The following is a 14,939-nucleotide window of genomic DNA, read 5'->3' as shown; positions in this document are numbered from 1 at the left end:
CAAAACAAAAAGAGTGAGGTGCAAACATGGGGATTTATGCCATTTGTTTATTTTTTGGTTGTCAAATTTGGTTAACAAAATCAGCACAAGGGAAAAAAATTCAAGAAGTGCCGTTTTGGCGGATGCTTTTGTTCGGGATTCTTGGCGTTGCTGCAGCGATCCTACTGAGCCGTCAGTTTCCATGGGGACCATTTTTGACGATGACGGCGACGATTGTTTGCAGTTCGCTTTTACTGACACGTTTTACTGCTTTTTATGAAGAAATGAGGATGAGATAAGTTGAAAAGAAAACTAGGAGTATCGGTGTATCCCGATCACAGTGATTTTGAAACAGATAAAGCCTATCTGCAATTAGCCCATGATTATGGCTTTAGCCGCATTTTTATGAGTATGTTGGAAGTGAGCGACGGCAAAGAAAACGTGCAGAAAAAATTTAAAGCGTTGATTGATTTTGCCAAAGGGTTAGGCTATGAAACGATTTTAGACGTGGCACCAGCCATCTTTTCTGAACTAGGCATCTCCTATGATGACTTGACCTTTTTCCATGAACTAGGTGCCGATGGGATTCGTTTAGATTTAGGTTTTGACGGCAACAAAGAAGCGATGTTGACCTACAATCCCTTTGGTTTAGCTGTTGAATTGAATATGAGCAATGATGTGGCGTATTTAGACAATATTTTGACCTATCAAGCCAACATTCCTTACTTATACGGCTGCCACAATTTCTATCCACAAGAAGGGACTGCCTTACCCTATGATTTCTTTGAAAAATGCAGTCGTCGTTTCAAGGAAAAAGGCATTCGAACCGCCGCATTTATCTCTTCTCAAACGGGAACGATCGGACCATGGGATATCAATGATGGCTTACCGACCTTAGAAATGCACCGAAGAATGCCTGTAGAAACTGCCGCAAAGCATTTGTTTGCCACAGGCTTGATTGATGATGTCATTATCGGCAATGCTTATGCTTCGGAAGCAGAATTGGCGGCACTAGGAGCGATTGATCGCTACCAGACGGCATTTGCGATTGAATTTGTGCCTGAAATCAATGAAGTTGAACGCCGAATCGCCCTTGACGAGCAGCATTACCGCCGAGGCGACATCACTGACCGGATGATCCGTTCCACAGAAGTTCGTAAAAAGTATAAGAACCATGACAATCCTGCCCATGACCACGAAGGCGTCTTTCAACGAGGGGATGTTGTGATCGGCAATGATCGTTTTGGCAAGTACAAAAACGAGCTGCAAGTAGTGCTAGAGCCTCACTCAGACCCACGAAAAAATAAAATCGGTTCGATCGTCGAACAAGAGTTAGTTCTGCTGCCCTTTATCCATCCTTGGTCGAAATTCACTTTCACAGAGAGGAAGGTGTAACGAAATGTTTGATTTGATTATTCGTCAAGCCCGCACGATCGATGAAGAAGTATTTGATATTGGGGTTCAAGACGGCAAAATCACTGCTTTGGCACCCACGTTGCAGGAGCAGGCGAAACAAGAGCTGACCTTAGCAGAAGGGGAGTTCTTGTCAGCTGGTTGGATCGATGACCATGTCCATTGTTTCGAGGAAATGACGCTCTATTATGATTATCCAGACGAGATCGGTGTCAAACGAGGCGTCACGACCGTTATCGATGCGGGGACGACTGGCGCCGAAAATATCCATCGGTTTTATGATTTAGCCAAAGAAGCCAAAACCAATGTCTTTGCTTTAGTCAATATTTCCAAATGGGGGATCGTAGAGCAGGATGAACTTGCGGATCTGTCAAAAGTCAAAAAAGAATTGGTCAAAGAAGCGCTGCAGAAGTTTCCTGACTTTATCGTCGGAATCAAAGCCCGAATGAGCAAAACGGTGATCGGCGAAAATGGCATCACACCGTTGAAATTAGCCAAAGCGATCCAGGCTGAAAATCAACCGCTGCCTCTGATGGTTCACATCGGCTCAGCACCACCGAATTTAGCAGAGATTCTCGCTGAATTGGAAGCAGGCGATGTGGTGACCCATTGCTTTAACGGCAAAGCCAATGGGATTTTGGATCAGACGAACCAAACCATCAAGCCTTTCGTCTTTGCTGCCTATGAAAAAGGCTTGGTCTTCGATATTGGTCATGGGACAGACAGTTTTAATTTTGATGTGGCGGAGACGGCCTTTGCCAATCAGCTAAAGGCTTCTTCCATTAGTACGGATATCTACATCCGCAATCGTACCAATGGACCTGTTTTTGATTTAGCGACGACTATGGAAAAATTAGCGGTCGTAGGGTATGATTGGCGTGAGATCATCGAGAAGGTGACCAGTGCCCCTGCGAAGCAATTTCATTTACAGAACAAAGGCGAGATCGCATTGGGATATGATGCTGATTTTACGATTTTCCGCTTTGAAGAGGGCGAAAAGGAATTGACGGATTCTAACGGCAATCGCCGAATCACGACACAACAGATCGTGCCGCAAAAAGCGGTGATAGGAGGGGAACTTTTTGACACTGAATATTGAAGAACTAGGCTTGAAAGAAGTCATCAATGCTTCCGGCAAAATGACGATTCTAGGTGTCTCGAAAGTCAGCGAAGGCGTGCTTGCAGCCCAGCGCTATGGCGGGGAGCATTTCTTTGAAATGGCAGATCTAGCAGAAAAAACCGGTGCCTATTTAGCAAAATTGTTGAAAACGGAAGATGCGCAAATCGTTTCTTCCGCTTCGGCGGGAATCGCCCAATCAGTGGCGGCACTCATCGGTCAAGGAGACAGCTATCATTTGTACCACCCATATAGTGAGAAAATCAGCAAGCGGGAGATCATTTTGCCCAAAGGCCACAACGTAGATTATGGCACACCGGTGGAAGTGATGGTGGCGCAAGGGGGCGGAAAAGTCGTAGAAGCAGGCTATGCCAATATGTGCACACCCGAGCACATTGAACAGATGATTACGCCCGAAACGGCGGGGATCCTCTACATAAAGAGTCATCATACCGTTCAAAAAAGTATGCTGACGGTAGCAGAAACGGCCCAAGTTGCCAAGGCACACGATCTTCCATTGATCGTTGATGCGGCTGCTGAGGAAGATTTGTTTGCCTATACCCAAGCAGGTGCTGATTTAGTGATCTATTCAGGTGCGAAAGCACTGTCAGGACCAAGTGCTGGCTTAGTGATCGGCAAGCAGCCCTATGTCTCTTGGGTGCGCCTGCAATCCAAAGGTATTGGTCGAGCAATGAAAATCGGTAAAGACAATATTCTCGGATTTACCCAAGCCGTGACGGATTATCTAGCGGAGGGAACAGAATCTGGCGCTTCGATGCAAGAGCGCCTACAACCATTTATTGCGGCAATCAATGAAATCACTGGTTTCGAAGCAAAAATCGTTCAAGACAGCGCCGGCAGAGACATTTATCGAGCGAGTGTCAAAGTGAAAGAACCAAGTGCCAAAGCAGTGATCGACGCGCTAAAAGCGGGAGAACCAGCGATTTATACCCGTGAATACCAAGCCAATAACGGCATTATTGAATTTGATATCCGAGCAGTCAATGAACAAGAAATGGCAGTGATCACCGATCGCTTACAAGAAATTATGTTAGGAGCAACCCAAAAATGAAAACTTCACCCAATTATTTCGCTGACCGTGTCTGTCTGAATGTGTTAGCAAACTCTATTGAAAATGCGAAAGCTTGTTATGAAGCAGCAGAGGGCAACATCGTCCTAGGTGTTTTATCAAAAAACTATGATAGTGATGAGGCGGCTATCGCTGACATGAAGAACTATCAAGCGGCAACAAATAATGCCCTTTCTGTAGGGCTTGGTGCTGGCGACCCCAACCAAAGTGAAATGGTCTCCCGAATTTCCGCTGTTCTACAGCCACAGCATGTTAACCAAGTGTTCACGGGAGCGGGGACCTCACGAGCTTTGCTAGGACAATCTGAAACGATCGTCAATGCCCTTGTTTCACCAACGGGAAAAGTCGGCTATGTCAATATTGCTACTGGACCATTGAGTTCACAAACTCCAGCTGCAGAAGTCCCCGTCGAAACAGCGATCGCTTTATTAAAAGATATGGGGGCTAGTTCTATCAAGTATTTTCCAATGAAAGGGTTGGCTCATAAAGCAGAGTATCAAGCAGTAGCAGAGGCTTGTGCTGCGAATGATTTTTATTTGGAACCGACCGGCGGCATCGATTTAGAAAACTTTGAAGAAATTTTGCAGATCGCTGTTGATGCAGGAGTGAAAAAAGTCATTCCACATATTTACAGCTCGATCATCGATGGCGAAACAGGGGACACACGCCCTGAAGATGTACAGACATTAGCAGAAATGACGAAAAAGGTGTTGGCAGCAGCCAAATAGGGGGGGATCAATGATGCGGATCGGTGCTTATGGTGAGGTAATGATGCGATTGACGCCACCAGAATATCGAACACTGGAACAGACCCACTCTTTGCGGATGGATTTTACAGGAACAGGGGTCAATCTGTTAGGCAATTTGGCGCATTTCGGCTTGACCACCTCGATGCTGACACAAGTGCCAGCCAACCGTTTAGGGGATACGGCGAAAGCCAGCTTGCGTTCCTATGGGATTCAAACAGCATTTGTTGGCAAAAAATACAGCCATATCGGCAGTTATTTCGCCGAGATCGGCTACGGCGCTCGTCCGACTTACGTGACTTATCAAAATCGCCATCATAGTTCCTTTGGCGTTTCAGGTCCAGAAGAATATGCCATCGATGGATTTCTAGAAACAGTCGATCTCATTCATATTTGCGGGATCTCTCTTAGTTTGACTGAGAAAACCTGGCAAACTGCATTGGCTTTGGCGAAACAGGCCCATGTAAAGCAGATTCGCGTCTGCTTTGATTTTAACTTCCGCCCAAGCTTGAATGAAGAATTAAATCGTGAGGTACTAAAACAACGGTATGAAACGATCCTGCCTTATTGTGACCTAGTTTTCGGCTCTGTCCGTGACTTGGAGGAGCTGCTGGCGTATCCCTTAGAGGAAACAGAAGGTGCCGAGCTTGCGTTGATCCAATCCTTTATTGACCAGTATCAACTAGAATGGTTCTGCGGGACACGCCGTCTAGCCGTGGAAGACAAGCAATTTATCAGTGGAAGAATCATTACGGCGCAGGATGCCTATGAAACGGCACCGCAGCTGCTGCAAGTATTGGATCGGATCGGGGCAGGGGATGCCTATGCCGCTGGTGTATTATTAGGCTATGCCGAAAAATGGTCGCTCCAACGCACCGCTGATTTTGCAATCACGAATGCTGTATTGGCTCATACGATGCTGGGAGATGTCCCCTTAACCACCAAAGAACAAGTGGAACAAGTCTTACGGGCACCTGGGAAAGACTTGATTCGCTAGAAAAAACACTTGCGTCCTTCTCCTAAAAGCGATGGATGATTGCGCAAAAGCAGCCGATTGTTCTGCTTTTGCGCAGTTATCCATCAGGAGAAGGACGCAAGTGTTTTTATTGTTTTAAAAAGGTTTCTACTTTTTTCTCAGGGATCACCCACAATAATAGCACGAGACTATCCAGCGTGATGATAAGTAGTGGATGGACCAGCCAGCCGAGGAGCAATGCCAGCACGTTGATAAACAACGTAAAGTAGAGTTTCTTGTATCCGCGAAACAGTTCTACGATGGCTTGATTGTCAGGGTTGGCACGCACCAAGGACTTTCCTACAAGGAAATAGCTGAAATCCGTCAATAAAATGACAGACCCGTATAGCAGCTGAGGGGCAAGAGCGACTGGATAACGACTGACCCATGACGTTACAAAAGGAAAGAGGGTTAGTGCCAGGATCAATAAATGATTCGCCCACAAGGTCCAACCGTCAATTTTAGATACTACTTGAAATAGATGATGGTGATTGTTCCAGTAGATCGCTAACATCACAAAGCTGATCAAATAAATAATAAATTGCTGTTCCACTCCTAAAAAAGAAGCAAATGTATCGCCTTCGGGCTGGTGCAATTCCAGTACTAATAAGGTCATTACGATCGCAATGACCGCATCCGTAAAGGCTTCGATTCGATTTTTTGACATGTACATCCATCCTTTTATGTTCCAGTTTACAGGATCAGTGTACGCGATTGTCAGAAATTCGTCTAATAATTTTTCTCGCGCATTACCCAATTGGACTCGCTATTTCGCAATTGGCCCACTGCCTAGTGCACCGAATAAAAACAAATCGATCGCTTCTGGCATTTTGTCTTCTTTTCCCGGTGAGTCCAAGTGAGCCGCCATCAGCACTAACAACTGGCTGGTAACAAATTCTGGATCGACATCCGAACGAAGATTGGAATCACTGCGACGGAACAAGTCAAGAAACGGTTCTTTGTAATTTTTCCGCCAAAGCAAGTACAGTTTTTTTGAAGTGTCCTCAGAAACGGTATGCTGAATGTCGTGCATCATCATATAAAAATTGATGCGATGCCGACTTCTTAAAAAAAGAAACATGTTTAAGATTTTTTCAGAGATCGTCAAGGAAGTATCTTCAACAGTCTGATTTAGTTTTCCAGAAACCTCTTGTGCCAAAGAGACCATCACTTCATAATAGATGGCTTCTTTGCCTTTGAAGTGATAATAAAGATTGGGTTGGGTGATGCCGACGGCTTCTGCGATCTGTCTAGTAGAAGTTGCTTGATACCCCTGCTGCATAAACAGGTTTTCTGCGACTCGTAATATTTTTTCTCGCAAGTTCAAAGTCAGCCCTCCCAACGTTCCTGACGAAGCATTTTTTTCGCGGTAAACAAAAGTTGGATTTTCCGTTGTTTCGGTACCGCTGTTTTTTCAGCAAATACTTGATAGTTGTTTTTGCGGATCACAGTCAAGATTTCCCGATAGATCAAAGCAGCTGCTAATAGAGCTTCACGGCAATCTTCATCGATTTGCGGCATCATGACAAAAGATTCCTGATAAAGCGTCTCAGCAAGTTGCGCTTCGTGTTCCCACATCTCGATAAACTGCTGGTTTTGATTGCCAGCTGCTAATGCCTCTCGCGAAAGGTTGAATTGCGCCAAGACCGTTTGTGGCAAATAGATGCGGCCCATTCGCAGATCCTCGCCAATATCACGTAAAATATTGGTGCGTTGCATCGCTTCACCCAATTTTATGGCGGGCTCTTGAATCGCAGCGGCTGTTTGTGAGAGAATCGGCAAGAGCATCAGACCCACACTGCCGGCTACGTAGTAACTATAGTCGGAAAGCTCTTTTTCAGAGGTGGGCTGCTGGAAGTCAAGGTCTTGTTTTTGTCCCACCAATAGATCGAAAAAGGGTTGAAACTGTAGGTCAAACTGTTGGAAAGAAAGGGTCAATGCCCGCCAAATGGCTTCATCAGGATCTTCTTCCTTGATGGCTTGCGGCAAGTCGATCGCATCGCCGGTTAATAGTTCTTGTATTTCTTCCAAGCGTTTTTTCATGGCTTCGATCAACAATGGGTCATGCTTTTCATCGACGGCATCATCGGCACGTCGGCAAAAGGCGTAGACGGCATAGACGGCGCGTGCTTTGTCTTTTGGCAATTGAGAAAAGGCGGTATGAAAGTTTTTCGAATGCTTTTTTATGATGGCCTCACAGTATAAAAAATCGTTGTCGTATTCATCAAAGACGCTTAATGATTTAACGGTCATCTTTTAACAACTCCTCCACAGCTAACTTGGCACTTTGCATCACGATTGGCACACCCGCTCCCGGATGCGTACTGCTGCCGCAGAAGTATAGGCCTTCTGCATAATCAAATTTATTATGGGGACGATAGTAATTGCTTTGCGCCAAGGTTGGTTTCAAGCCAAATGTCGCACCGTTGTAGGCATTGAACCGATCATTGAACGTATCTGGCGTATACATTTTTTCATACACGATGTGTTCATCGATATCCGTAAAGATCGTTTTTTCTTTTAATAATCCAATGATCTGCTGGCGGTAGCTTTGAATCGTTTCATCCGTCCATTGATCAAATTTAGATAATTCAGGTACTGGGACTAAAACATAAAGACCTTCTTGACCATCAGGTGCTAAGGAAGCATCTTTCAGGGTTGGACGATACAAGTAGAAGGATGGATCTTCTGGCAGCTTGCCAGCCTCGAAAAGATCGTCTACATTGCGTTTGAAATCATTGGCAAAATAAATGCTATGGAGTGCGCTATCTTCATATTTTTTGTCCAGTCCTAAATAAAGCAAGAAACAAGAACAAGAGTAATCCATCGAAGCGATTTTTTGATTGGTGTATTTGCCGCGTTTTGATTCATCAGGAATCAAGCTTTCCATAGCATAAGGAAAATCAGCCGCACAAATCACGGCATCTGCGGTGATCGTTTCTCCATTGACACGAACGCCTTTGGTTTGCTTGTTTTCGATCAATAATTCATCGATTGGGGTATTGTAATGGATCGTTCCGCCTAATTCTTGGAACAAACGTGCCATACCAGTGGCTAATGTATACATGCCGCCTTTGATGAAATAGACCCCATACATCAACTCGATCATAGGGATGATGGTATAAAGGGACGGCCCTTGGTAAGGGGAGACACCGATATACAAGGTTTGAAACGCCAATGATTTTCGCAGGCGATCATCTTTGACAAATTTAGAAATGGAAGAGTAGGCGTCACTAAACGTTCGCAGCTTTAACCCTGCCCATAATGATTTGGGATTGTAAAAGTCTCGCCATGTCCGAAACGACTTGGTGATGAAGGACTCTTTGGCGATCACATAGCGTTTGTAAATATCTGCTAAAAAGGCAAAATAGCCTTGAGCATCTTCTTCCGAGATCGCTTCTAGCGTTTTGGTCAATTCTACTAAGTCGTTTGAGAAGGTCAGCGGTTCGTCTTGAGCAAAATACAGCTGCAGCATCGGATCGACTTTCTCCATAGGAATATAGTCATTCGGATCAACGCCAGCAAATTCAAACACTTCACGATAAATTTCAGGCATCATCACGATGGTGGGTCCCACATCAAAGGTAAAGCCGTTTTCCTTGATCTGATTCATTTTGCCCCCAGGTTGACCTTCTTTTTCGTAGAGGGTGACGTCATAGCCAAGTTTTTGCAAACGGACAGCAGCAGCTAATCCTGACACGCCCGCACCGACAACAATAATTTTTTTCATGCTTGCTCCTTCTGCGAATCACTTGATTCGGCTTCTTTTTTCGTGTGTTCTTTTTCTTCTAAAACGCCATCCTTCATGACGAGGACCCGATCACAATAATCTGTCAAACGGGTATCATGGGTCACCATAATGGTGGCTTTTTGTTTTTCTTTGGTTTCTTTTGCTAAGATTTTGACGACTTCGACGGCTTTTTTTGAATCAAGACTCGCCGTTGGTTCATCTGCCAAAATGATGGTGGGATCATGATAGAGCGCTCGGGCAATAGCCACACGCTGCCTTTCACCACCAGATAGTTCATCGGGGTATTTGTTTTGCAGCTTTTCAATCCCTAGTTGTTCAAACAATTCAGTAGCTGATTGTTCTTGGGGTTTTTTGCTGACCTTATCCACCAATTGAAGTTGCTTTTTGACCGTCAAAAAAGGGACAAGGTTGGAAGCTTGTAAAATAAAGCCGATCTTTTTGAAACGAGTTTTTGCCCTTTGCTTTTCTTTTTGTTTACTAAAGGGTTCGTCATTGATAAATACTTCGCCTTCAGAGGGAGCTTGTAGACCACCGGCAATCGTCAGAAAGGTACTTTTCCCAGAGCCGGAAGGACCGATGATGGCGACAAATTCGCCTTTTTCTACCGAAAAGTTGGTTTCTTTCAAGGCTTCAATCGTCGCGTCCCCATCTTTAAATGATTTTTTGACTTGTTTGAATTCAATGGCACTCATGTTTTTTCCTCCTATCCGATTGCTTTCAATGGGTCGATTTTTACAATCGTTCGCACCGAGAAGAAAGCACCTAGCATCGCGATCAGAATCATCATTACACTGATACTAGCAAAGAATAATAGATTGATTTGGAATGGCACTGCTGCAGGTAACACGAGGGCGGTACCGATCGTTGCCAACCCACCGATCAAAACACCCGAGGTTGCCAATAAGAACGTTTGGGCAATCACCGAAAAAGCAATGTAGCGGCTAGAGATCCCTTGGGCTTTCATGACACCGAAAATTTCTGATTTTTGCATCGTTAGCACATAGATAAAAATACCGATAACGATGGCAGCGATCACGATCAAGAACCCGATCATAAAGCCAAAGGTCAGCACTTGTGCGTTGTAACCAGGCAATTCATTAATAAATTTGCTGATATCCGTAGCGACTAGATCATCTGGCACTTCTTTGATTTTGCCACGAGTTACGATCGCGTTGATACGGGCATTTTCTGAATCATCTTCTTTTTCAAAACGAATTTCTTGATAGGCACCGATCGAGGTGTAGAGGACCGGAGCAACACTGAAGCGGGCGTTATCTGTAAAACCGACGATTTTCAATTTTTTGTCACTGCCGGCTAATTTGATGGTGTCACCAATGGAAATCCCGTATTCTTCCTCAATGCTGCTGTCTGCGACCGCTTCATCATCTGACGCAAACATCTCGCCATCGGTAATATTTGGTGCTAGAAATTGATCTGGATCAATGCCGAAAAAGGTGACATCGACTTTTTCACCGTTGTCTTCTTTAGTCACTACCCCAGCGGTTTGCGCCAAAACAGCTTTTTCTGGTGCATCGACTTCGTCATAAAGACTGCGAGGAAGCATCGACATGTTTAAATTATCATTTGCTTCTTCAGTCAACAAAATTTGATCTGCCTCCCATTTGTCGACCGCCATCCGATTATCTTGAGCCAACCCATACGCTAAGCCAGTTAAAAAAAAGACCAGATAGGCGATTAAAAACATGACTCCTGTGACTAGGGCGTAACGCAATTTGGAATGGCGTATTTCATTGATTGCCAAAAACATAACGATTCCTCCTATTATTTTATCACTTGATAAAATAAAAATACCATTTTTTTTATTTTCAGCAAACTATCTTGCTTACAAAGAGTAAATTCGGTGAAAAAAGGAAGGTTATTTAGAAGGGCGTCTGTCGATTGAAGAAAACCAATTACTGCTCTTTTATTTCGATAGAATCGTTTGAGCAATGAAGGAGAGGGGCGACTTCCGTGAAAAAAGAACTAGAATAACAATAAAAGCCCTCTGATTCAGCGCACGCAAACACTTGGCGTATTTTGAAATCAGAGGGTTTCTATTTAAAGTCTGGTGCTGGATCAAAGTGTCAATCGTCAGTTTCTTTGCTTGTAGCGATAACTAACGGCACGATTTTTTCAAAGGAGTGACGAAAGCTTTCAGGTTGTGCTAACTTTTGATAAATGATCGCCAAACCGTCTTGGTTTTTGCGATAATCCAAACAAACCTTCAGCTCACTTTGAGGACCATATTTCTTTGAAATGTACTGATACGCTTCTTGGTGCAATTGTTCTAGATCTGTGAGTTGCTTTTTCTCATAAGCAAAAAGCAAGGTTCGCTTGAGGATTCGCTCAAAATCTAAGTCACGATCGGCTTCGGAAATAATTTTGCCATAAAGCGAGCGAGGCTCATAGGGCAGCGAGGCGCGATGGTCTTCTACTGCTTCGCCGATCATTGAAATGACTGGAGGAGAGAAAAAGCGTGGCAACACAGCATCTTGTTCAACGATCTTGCGGGAATTGCTTTCGTGGTTTTTGCGGCCATAGAGCAAGCCGATATCATGGTAGGCAGCTACCGTATAGACGATATTCAGGTCAACAGGCAATGTTTCAGCAATCTCAAAACTATTTTGGATCACTTGGTGGACGTGCGCTGGGGAGTGACTGCTATCCAATTGGTTGTATTGTGGGATGATGGAGCTTTCAATATAGTGCTTTAGTTGTGGATCAATCTTCATTTATCTGGTTCTCCTGCCTTTCTTATGCTAGATGAGGAGGAATTGAGCCAGTGCTAAACCGATCACTCGTTTCTAGACCTAGCGGCTGACGACAAAAGCCAAAGGGCTGTCCATCAATGGTGATTTGCTGCTTGAGCCACGGAAGATAGCTGATGGTATCTGTTGGATCGCCGGCAGCTGCTTGTTCCATTTTCTGCCATTCATTCGACGTAGAAATCGTTGCAGCACCTTTGAGTAACCCTTGCCAAATCACCTGGATCTCCTCGGGACAAAGGTTTCCTGCCATTGATGACAGCCCGTTAAACCCTAGTGCGACCTTTTCCGCCAAGTCCGCTTCACCACCAGCATAAAAACGAAAATCGGCAGCCGTCTTTGTTTTTAGTTGAGGCACTCGCTCCTTACTGCCAGCTTCTTTTAAGCCGATCACCCGAGGGTCAGCGATCAAGGTCAAGAGACTTTCTGCAGATAAATCAAAGCCCGTGCGGCGGGGATTGTTGTATAAAATAACTGGTTTTTCGCAAGTATGGATCAATCCCTGAGCATAGAGGACGGCTTCCTTTTGGGTCAGGCAAAGATAAGGGGGAAAGCCTAAAACCACACCATCGATTCGGGGATTTTTGCTGATTGTTTCTGCCAACGCGAGCGTTTCATGAAATACAATGCCAGCTAAACCGAAGAGGACTTCGAAATCGGCTGCCCAGCTGGTTTCTTGCGCTAAGGCATGTAGAAGCTGTTTTTTTTCTGTTAAAGTCAATGAATGCTGTTCACCGGTGGAGCCACACACCAAAACCGATTTGATCCCTTGCTTTTGCAGTTGCAAGATATGAGCGATCGTCCTTTTCGTGTCAAGTCTTTCTGCATGGTCAAATGCTGTGGGGACGGCAACATGCAGTGAGTGATTCAATGGCGTCATCCTTATTCATCCTTTCTTATGATACGTTTAGCCAGCGGTGTTCTTCTTGCTTCTGGTGCAAGCCAAGGTAGACGAAACAACTGATTATCCACTAAGTGTAACAAACTTCCAGATTCAGAAAAAGACTTGAGGAAAATTTTTAAAAAACAGTGGTTGCGTTTTCAAATGAAGCATGGTATTATGCAAGTAATAAAACAGGCATGTGACTGGTAATGCAGGCAGGACCTATAAAAAACATGGAAGGGATCGTTGGATTCCGTTCAATGTTTTTGTAGGTGTTGTCTGCTTTTTTCTTTGTTTGGCCAACAAAGGAAAACTAATTAAAGGAGAAGAAAATTATGAATGTAAAAGAAACGGCAACTGCCATCGTTGAGTTGATTGGCGGAAAAGAAAATATCGCACATTTGGAACATTGCTCCACACGCTTGCGCTTTACCTTAAAAGACAATGGCCTCGTACAAAAAGATGCCTTGGAAAAAGTCGATGGCGTGATTGGGGTGCGACAAAATGTCCAATGCCAAGTCATCATCGGCAATGATGTCGTCGAAGTGTATGATGAGGTTATGAACGTGTTAGGTCATGAGCTAACAGCGGATGGAGGAAGTGAAGGCAAACAAAAACAATCGTGGGGTGCGGTCCTGCTTGATTTTATTATCTCGATTTTTCAACCGTTGATTCCAGCAGTCGCTGGAGGGGGCGTCTTGAAATCCTTACTGTTACTTGCTTCTGTCACTGGATTGATGGACAATACGAGCCAGACGTATCAAATTTTGAATCTGATCGGTGGCGCACCATTGTATTTCTTACCGATTTTAGTGGCGATCACCACGGCAAATAAATTAAAGGTTAACCAATTGGTGGCGGTTTCCGCTGTCGGTGCCTTGATTTTGCCTGAACTAACGACACTATTGACAGATGGCGCAGCTTTCATGGGCTTCGGTTTACAAAATATCGCCTATGCGTCACAAGTATTTCCAGCTATTTTAACGGTTTTATTTTACGCTCAAATTGAAAAACTGTTTACCCGAATCTCACCAAAACCGATCCGTATCTTCTTTGTTCCAATGATGAGCTTAGTTATTACGGTTCCAGTTGCTTTATTGATTTTAGGCCCATTAGGCTTTGAAGTCGGAACGATTTTTTCAGCAGCGATCATTTGGCTGTATGCCCATTTAGGTTGGGTGGCAACAGGGATCTTAGCCGCTGTTTTACCATTGATGGTGGTTACCGGTATGCACAAAGCTATGATTCCTTATGCTGTTTCGTCTATGAGTGAGATGGGGGCAGAGCTGTTATACTTACCTGCCTCATTGGCACATAACATCGCAGAAGCCGGTGCTTGTTTTGCGGTGAGTGTTCGGACCAAAGACCAAAAACTTCGTTCAACTGCTGTTTCTGCAGGCATCTCCGCCCTTTTTGGCATAACCGAGCCTGCTTTGTATGGGGTGACGATCCTGCACAAACGAGTGCTTTACGGCGTGATGGCTTCCAGCCTAGTTGGTGGTGCAGTGGCTGGGTTGTTTGCCATCAAGGCCTTCGCATTAGTTGGTCCCGGTCTAGCAAGTATCACTATGTTCGTCGATGAAGCCAACCCGATGAATCTTGTGTGGGCATTAGTCACGTTAGGGGTATCCTTTGCTGTTTCCTTCGTCCTTGTCCTTTTCTTATTCAAAGACAAAACAGTGGAAAATAAGACGACAGTTGCCGATCCGAAAGCCGAAGTATTGAGTAAACCAGTAGAAGGCCAAGTGGTAGCCCTATCTGAAGTCAACGATGAAGTCTTTTCAAGCGGTATGATTGGAGAAGGTTTCGGGATTATCCCGACGTCTGGCGAATTGATCGCACCGGAAGATGGCGAAATCACGATGTTGTTTGAAACCAACCATGCGATCGGGTTAAAAACTCGTAATGGCGCAGAATTGCTCTTTCATATCGGCTTGGATACCGTTCAATTAGAAGGCAAACACTTTACCCCTTATGTGAAAGCGGGGGATCAAGTGAAACAAGGGCAACCCCTGATTCAATTTGATCTAGATGCCATCAAAGCAGCTGGATTTGATCCAATCGTGATCTGTGTGGTCACCAATCAAGAAAACTTTACGGTCAAACCGATCAAATCAACTGATGAGCGCAACGAACAAGGCGTTCTATCGATTGCACCGATCGTCTAAACCAATGAGCAA

Annotated in this window: 15 protein-coding genes; 7 read left to right on the top strand and 8 right to left on the bottom strand. The window is 44.6% G+C overall.

From position 1 onward, the window contains the following. Positions 1-26 precede the first annotated feature (26 nt). The 6 genes from IGJ26_RS10190 to IGJ26_RS10165 are packed head-to-tail and all read left to right on the top strand — an operon-like array spanning position 27 to position 5,342. Positions 27-278: a hypothetical protein gene (locus tag IGJ26_RS10190; protein ID WP_005235223.1), complete on the top strand. Its 252-nt coding sequence runs from the start codon at positions 27-29 to the stop codon at positions 276-278. 1 nt (position 279) lies between these two features. Then, positions 280-1,374: a DUF871 domain-containing protein gene (locus tag IGJ26_RS10185; protein ID WP_035006620.1), complete on the top strand. Its 1,095-nt coding sequence runs from the start codon at positions 280-282 to the stop codon at positions 1,372-1,374. Between the two features lie 4 nt (positions 1,375-1,378). After that, entirely contained in the window at positions 1,379-2,491 is a 1,113-nt protein-coding gene (locus IGJ26_RS10180) for an amidohydrolase/deacetylase family metallohydrolase (protein ID WP_194199560.1), read from the top strand. Then, complete coding sequence (locus IGJ26_RS10175; RefSeq protein ID WP_008378592.1) at positions 2,475-3,581, top strand: DgaE family pyridoxal phosphate-dependent ammonia lyase; 1,107 nt, start codon at positions 2,475-2,477, stop codon at positions 3,579-3,581. Before IGJ26_RS10180 ends, IGJ26_RS10175 begins: the two co-directional genes overlap by 17 nt. Beyond that, complete coding sequence (gene dagF / locus IGJ26_RS10170) at positions 3,578-4,327, top strand: 2-dehydro-3-deoxy-phosphogluconate aldolase (RefSeq protein WP_430599591.1); 750 nt, start codon at positions 3,578-3,580, stop codon at positions 4,325-4,327. Before IGJ26_RS10175 ends, dagF begins: the two co-directional genes overlap by 4 nt. 10 nt (positions 4,328-4,337) lie before the next feature. Further along, the gene (locus tag IGJ26_RS10165) at positions 4,338-5,342 is read left to right on the top strand and encodes a sugar kinase (RefSeq protein ID WP_005235232.1); all 1,005 of its coding nucleotides are present in this window, start codon (positions 4,338-4,340) and stop codon (positions 5,340-5,342) included. Between the two features lie 106 nt (positions 5,343-5,448). Here IGJ26_RS10165 and IGJ26_RS10160 read toward each other — a convergent pair whose 3' ends face one another. The 8 genes from IGJ26_RS10160 to IGJ26_RS10125 all read right to left on the bottom strand — a co-directional run bounded on the left by IGJ26_RS10160 (position 5,449) and on the right by IGJ26_RS10125 (position 12,756). Continuing rightward, positions 5,449-6,027, bottom strand: coding sequence for a TMEM175 family protein (locus tag IGJ26_RS10160; RefSeq protein ID WP_042890962.1), 579 nt, complete (start codon positions 6,025-6,027; stop codon positions 5,449-5,451). 99 nt (positions 6,028-6,126) lie between these two features. Further along, positions 6,127-6,687 (bottom strand): TetR/AcrR family transcriptional regulator, encoded by a 561-nt coding sequence (locus IGJ26_RS10155; protein WP_008378578.1) that lies wholly within the window; start codon positions 6,685-6,687, stop codon positions 6,127-6,129. 2 nt (positions 6,688-6,689) lie between these two features. After that, positions 6,690-7,613 carry a phytoene/squalene synthase family protein gene (locus IGJ26_RS10150; RefSeq protein ID WP_008378577.1) on the bottom strand — a complete coding sequence of 308 codons (924 nt, stop codon included), beginning with the start codon at positions 7,611-7,613 and terminating at the stop codon, positions 6,690-6,692. Continuing rightward, positions 7,603-9,090 carry a phytoene desaturase family protein gene (locus tag IGJ26_RS10145; RefSeq protein WP_005235239.1) on the bottom strand — a complete coding sequence of 496 codons (1,488 nt, stop codon included), beginning with the start codon at positions 9,088-9,090 and terminating at the stop codon, positions 7,603-7,605. Before IGJ26_RS10145 ends, IGJ26_RS10150 begins: the two co-directional genes overlap by 11 nt. Further along, positions 9,087-9,803 carry an ABC transporter ATP-binding protein gene (locus tag IGJ26_RS10140; protein ID WP_016620478.1) on the bottom strand — a complete coding sequence of 239 codons (717 nt, stop codon included), beginning with the start codon at positions 9,801-9,803 and terminating at the stop codon, positions 9,087-9,089. Before IGJ26_RS10140 ends, IGJ26_RS10145 begins: the two co-directional genes overlap by 4 nt. 11 nt (positions 9,804-9,814) lie before the next feature. Next, a complete protein-coding gene (locus tag IGJ26_RS10135; protein WP_005235249.1) occupies positions 9,815-10,879 on the bottom strand; it encodes an ABC transporter permease in 1,065 nt (354 codons plus the stop codon). A 316-nt stretch (positions 10,880-11,195) separates the two neighbouring features. Further along, positions 11,196-11,843 (bottom strand): HD domain-containing protein, encoded by a 648-nt coding sequence (locus IGJ26_RS10130; RefSeq protein WP_086299345.1) that lies wholly within the window; start codon positions 11,841-11,843, stop codon positions 11,196-11,198. Positions 11,844-11,865: 22 nt separating this feature from the next. Next, the gene (locus tag IGJ26_RS10125) at positions 11,866-12,756 is read right to left on the bottom strand and encodes a dihydrodipicolinate synthase family protein (protein WP_016620475.1); all 891 of its coding nucleotides are present in this window, start codon (positions 12,754-12,756) and stop codon (positions 11,866-11,868) included. A 338-nt stretch (positions 12,757-13,094) separates the two neighbouring features. Between IGJ26_RS10125 and IGJ26_RS10120 the strand changes: the two genes are divergently transcribed. Further along, the gene (locus tag IGJ26_RS10120) at positions 13,095-14,927 is read left to right on the top strand and encodes a beta-glucoside-specific PTS transporter subunit IIABC (protein ID WP_016620474.1); all 1,833 of its coding nucleotides are present in this window, start codon (positions 13,095-13,097) and stop codon (positions 14,925-14,927) included. Positions 14,928-14,939 lie beyond the last annotated feature (12 nt).

The sequence above is a fragment of the Enterococcus sp. AZ095a genome (assembly GCF_050546735.1).
In the GTDB taxonomy this organism is placed as follows: domain Bacteria; phylum Bacillota; class Bacilli; order Lactobacillales; family Enterococcaceae; genus Enterococcus_D; species Enterococcus_D entomosocium.
Note: the sequence above shows the minus strand (reverse complement) of the source record. Positions and strands in the feature narration are given on the sequence as shown.

What these genes read in the sequence shown, in the direction of transcription:
- IGJ26_RS10130 (WP_086299345.1), bottom strand. Translation starts at nt 11,843, where the DNA reads ATGAAGATTGATCCACAACTAAAGCACTATATTGAAAGCTCCATCATC.
- IGJ26_RS10135 (WP_005235249.1), bottom strand. Translation starts at nt 10,879, where the DNA reads ATGTTTTTGGCAATCAATGAAATACGCCATTCCAAATTGCGTTACGCC.
- IGJ26_RS10150 (WP_008378577.1), bottom strand. Translation starts at nt 7,613, where the DNA reads ATGACCGTTAAATCATTAAGCGTCTTTGATGAATACGACAACGATTTT.
- IGJ26_RS10120 (WP_016620474.1), top strand. Translation starts at nt 13,095, where the DNA reads ATGAATGTAAAAGAAACGGCAACTGCCATCGTTGAGTTGATTGGCGGA.
- IGJ26_RS10140 (WP_016620478.1), bottom strand. Translation starts at nt 9,803, where the DNA reads ATGAGTGCCATTGAATTCAAACAAGTCAAAAAATCATTTAAAGATGGG.
- dagF (WP_430599591.1), top strand. Translation starts at nt 3,578, where the DNA reads ATGAAAACTTCACCCAATTATTTCGCTGACCGTGTCTGTCTGAATGTG.
- IGJ26_RS10180 (WP_194199560.1), top strand. Translation starts at nt 1,379, where the DNA reads ATGTTTGATTTGATTATTCGTCAAGCCCGCACGATCGATGAAGAAGTA.
- IGJ26_RS10125 (WP_016620475.1), bottom strand. Translation starts at nt 12,756, where the DNA reads ATGACGCCATTGAATCACTCACTGCATGTTGCCGTCCCCACAGCATTT.
- IGJ26_RS10165 (WP_005235232.1), top strand. Translation starts at nt 4,338, where the DNA reads ATGATGCGGATCGGTGCTTATGGTGAGGTAATGATGCGATTGACGCCA.
- IGJ26_RS10190 (WP_005235223.1), top strand. Translation starts at nt 27, where the DNA reads ATGGGGATTTATGCCATTTGTTTATTTTTTGGTTGTCAAATTTGGTTA.
- IGJ26_RS10145 (WP_005235239.1), bottom strand. Translation starts at nt 9,090, where the DNA reads ATGAAAAAAATTATTGTTGTCGGTGCGGGCGTGTCAGGATTAGCTGCT.
- IGJ26_RS10160 (WP_042890962.1), bottom strand. Translation starts at nt 6,027, where the DNA reads ATGTCAAAAAATCGAATCGAAGCCTTTACGGATGCGGTCATTGCGATC.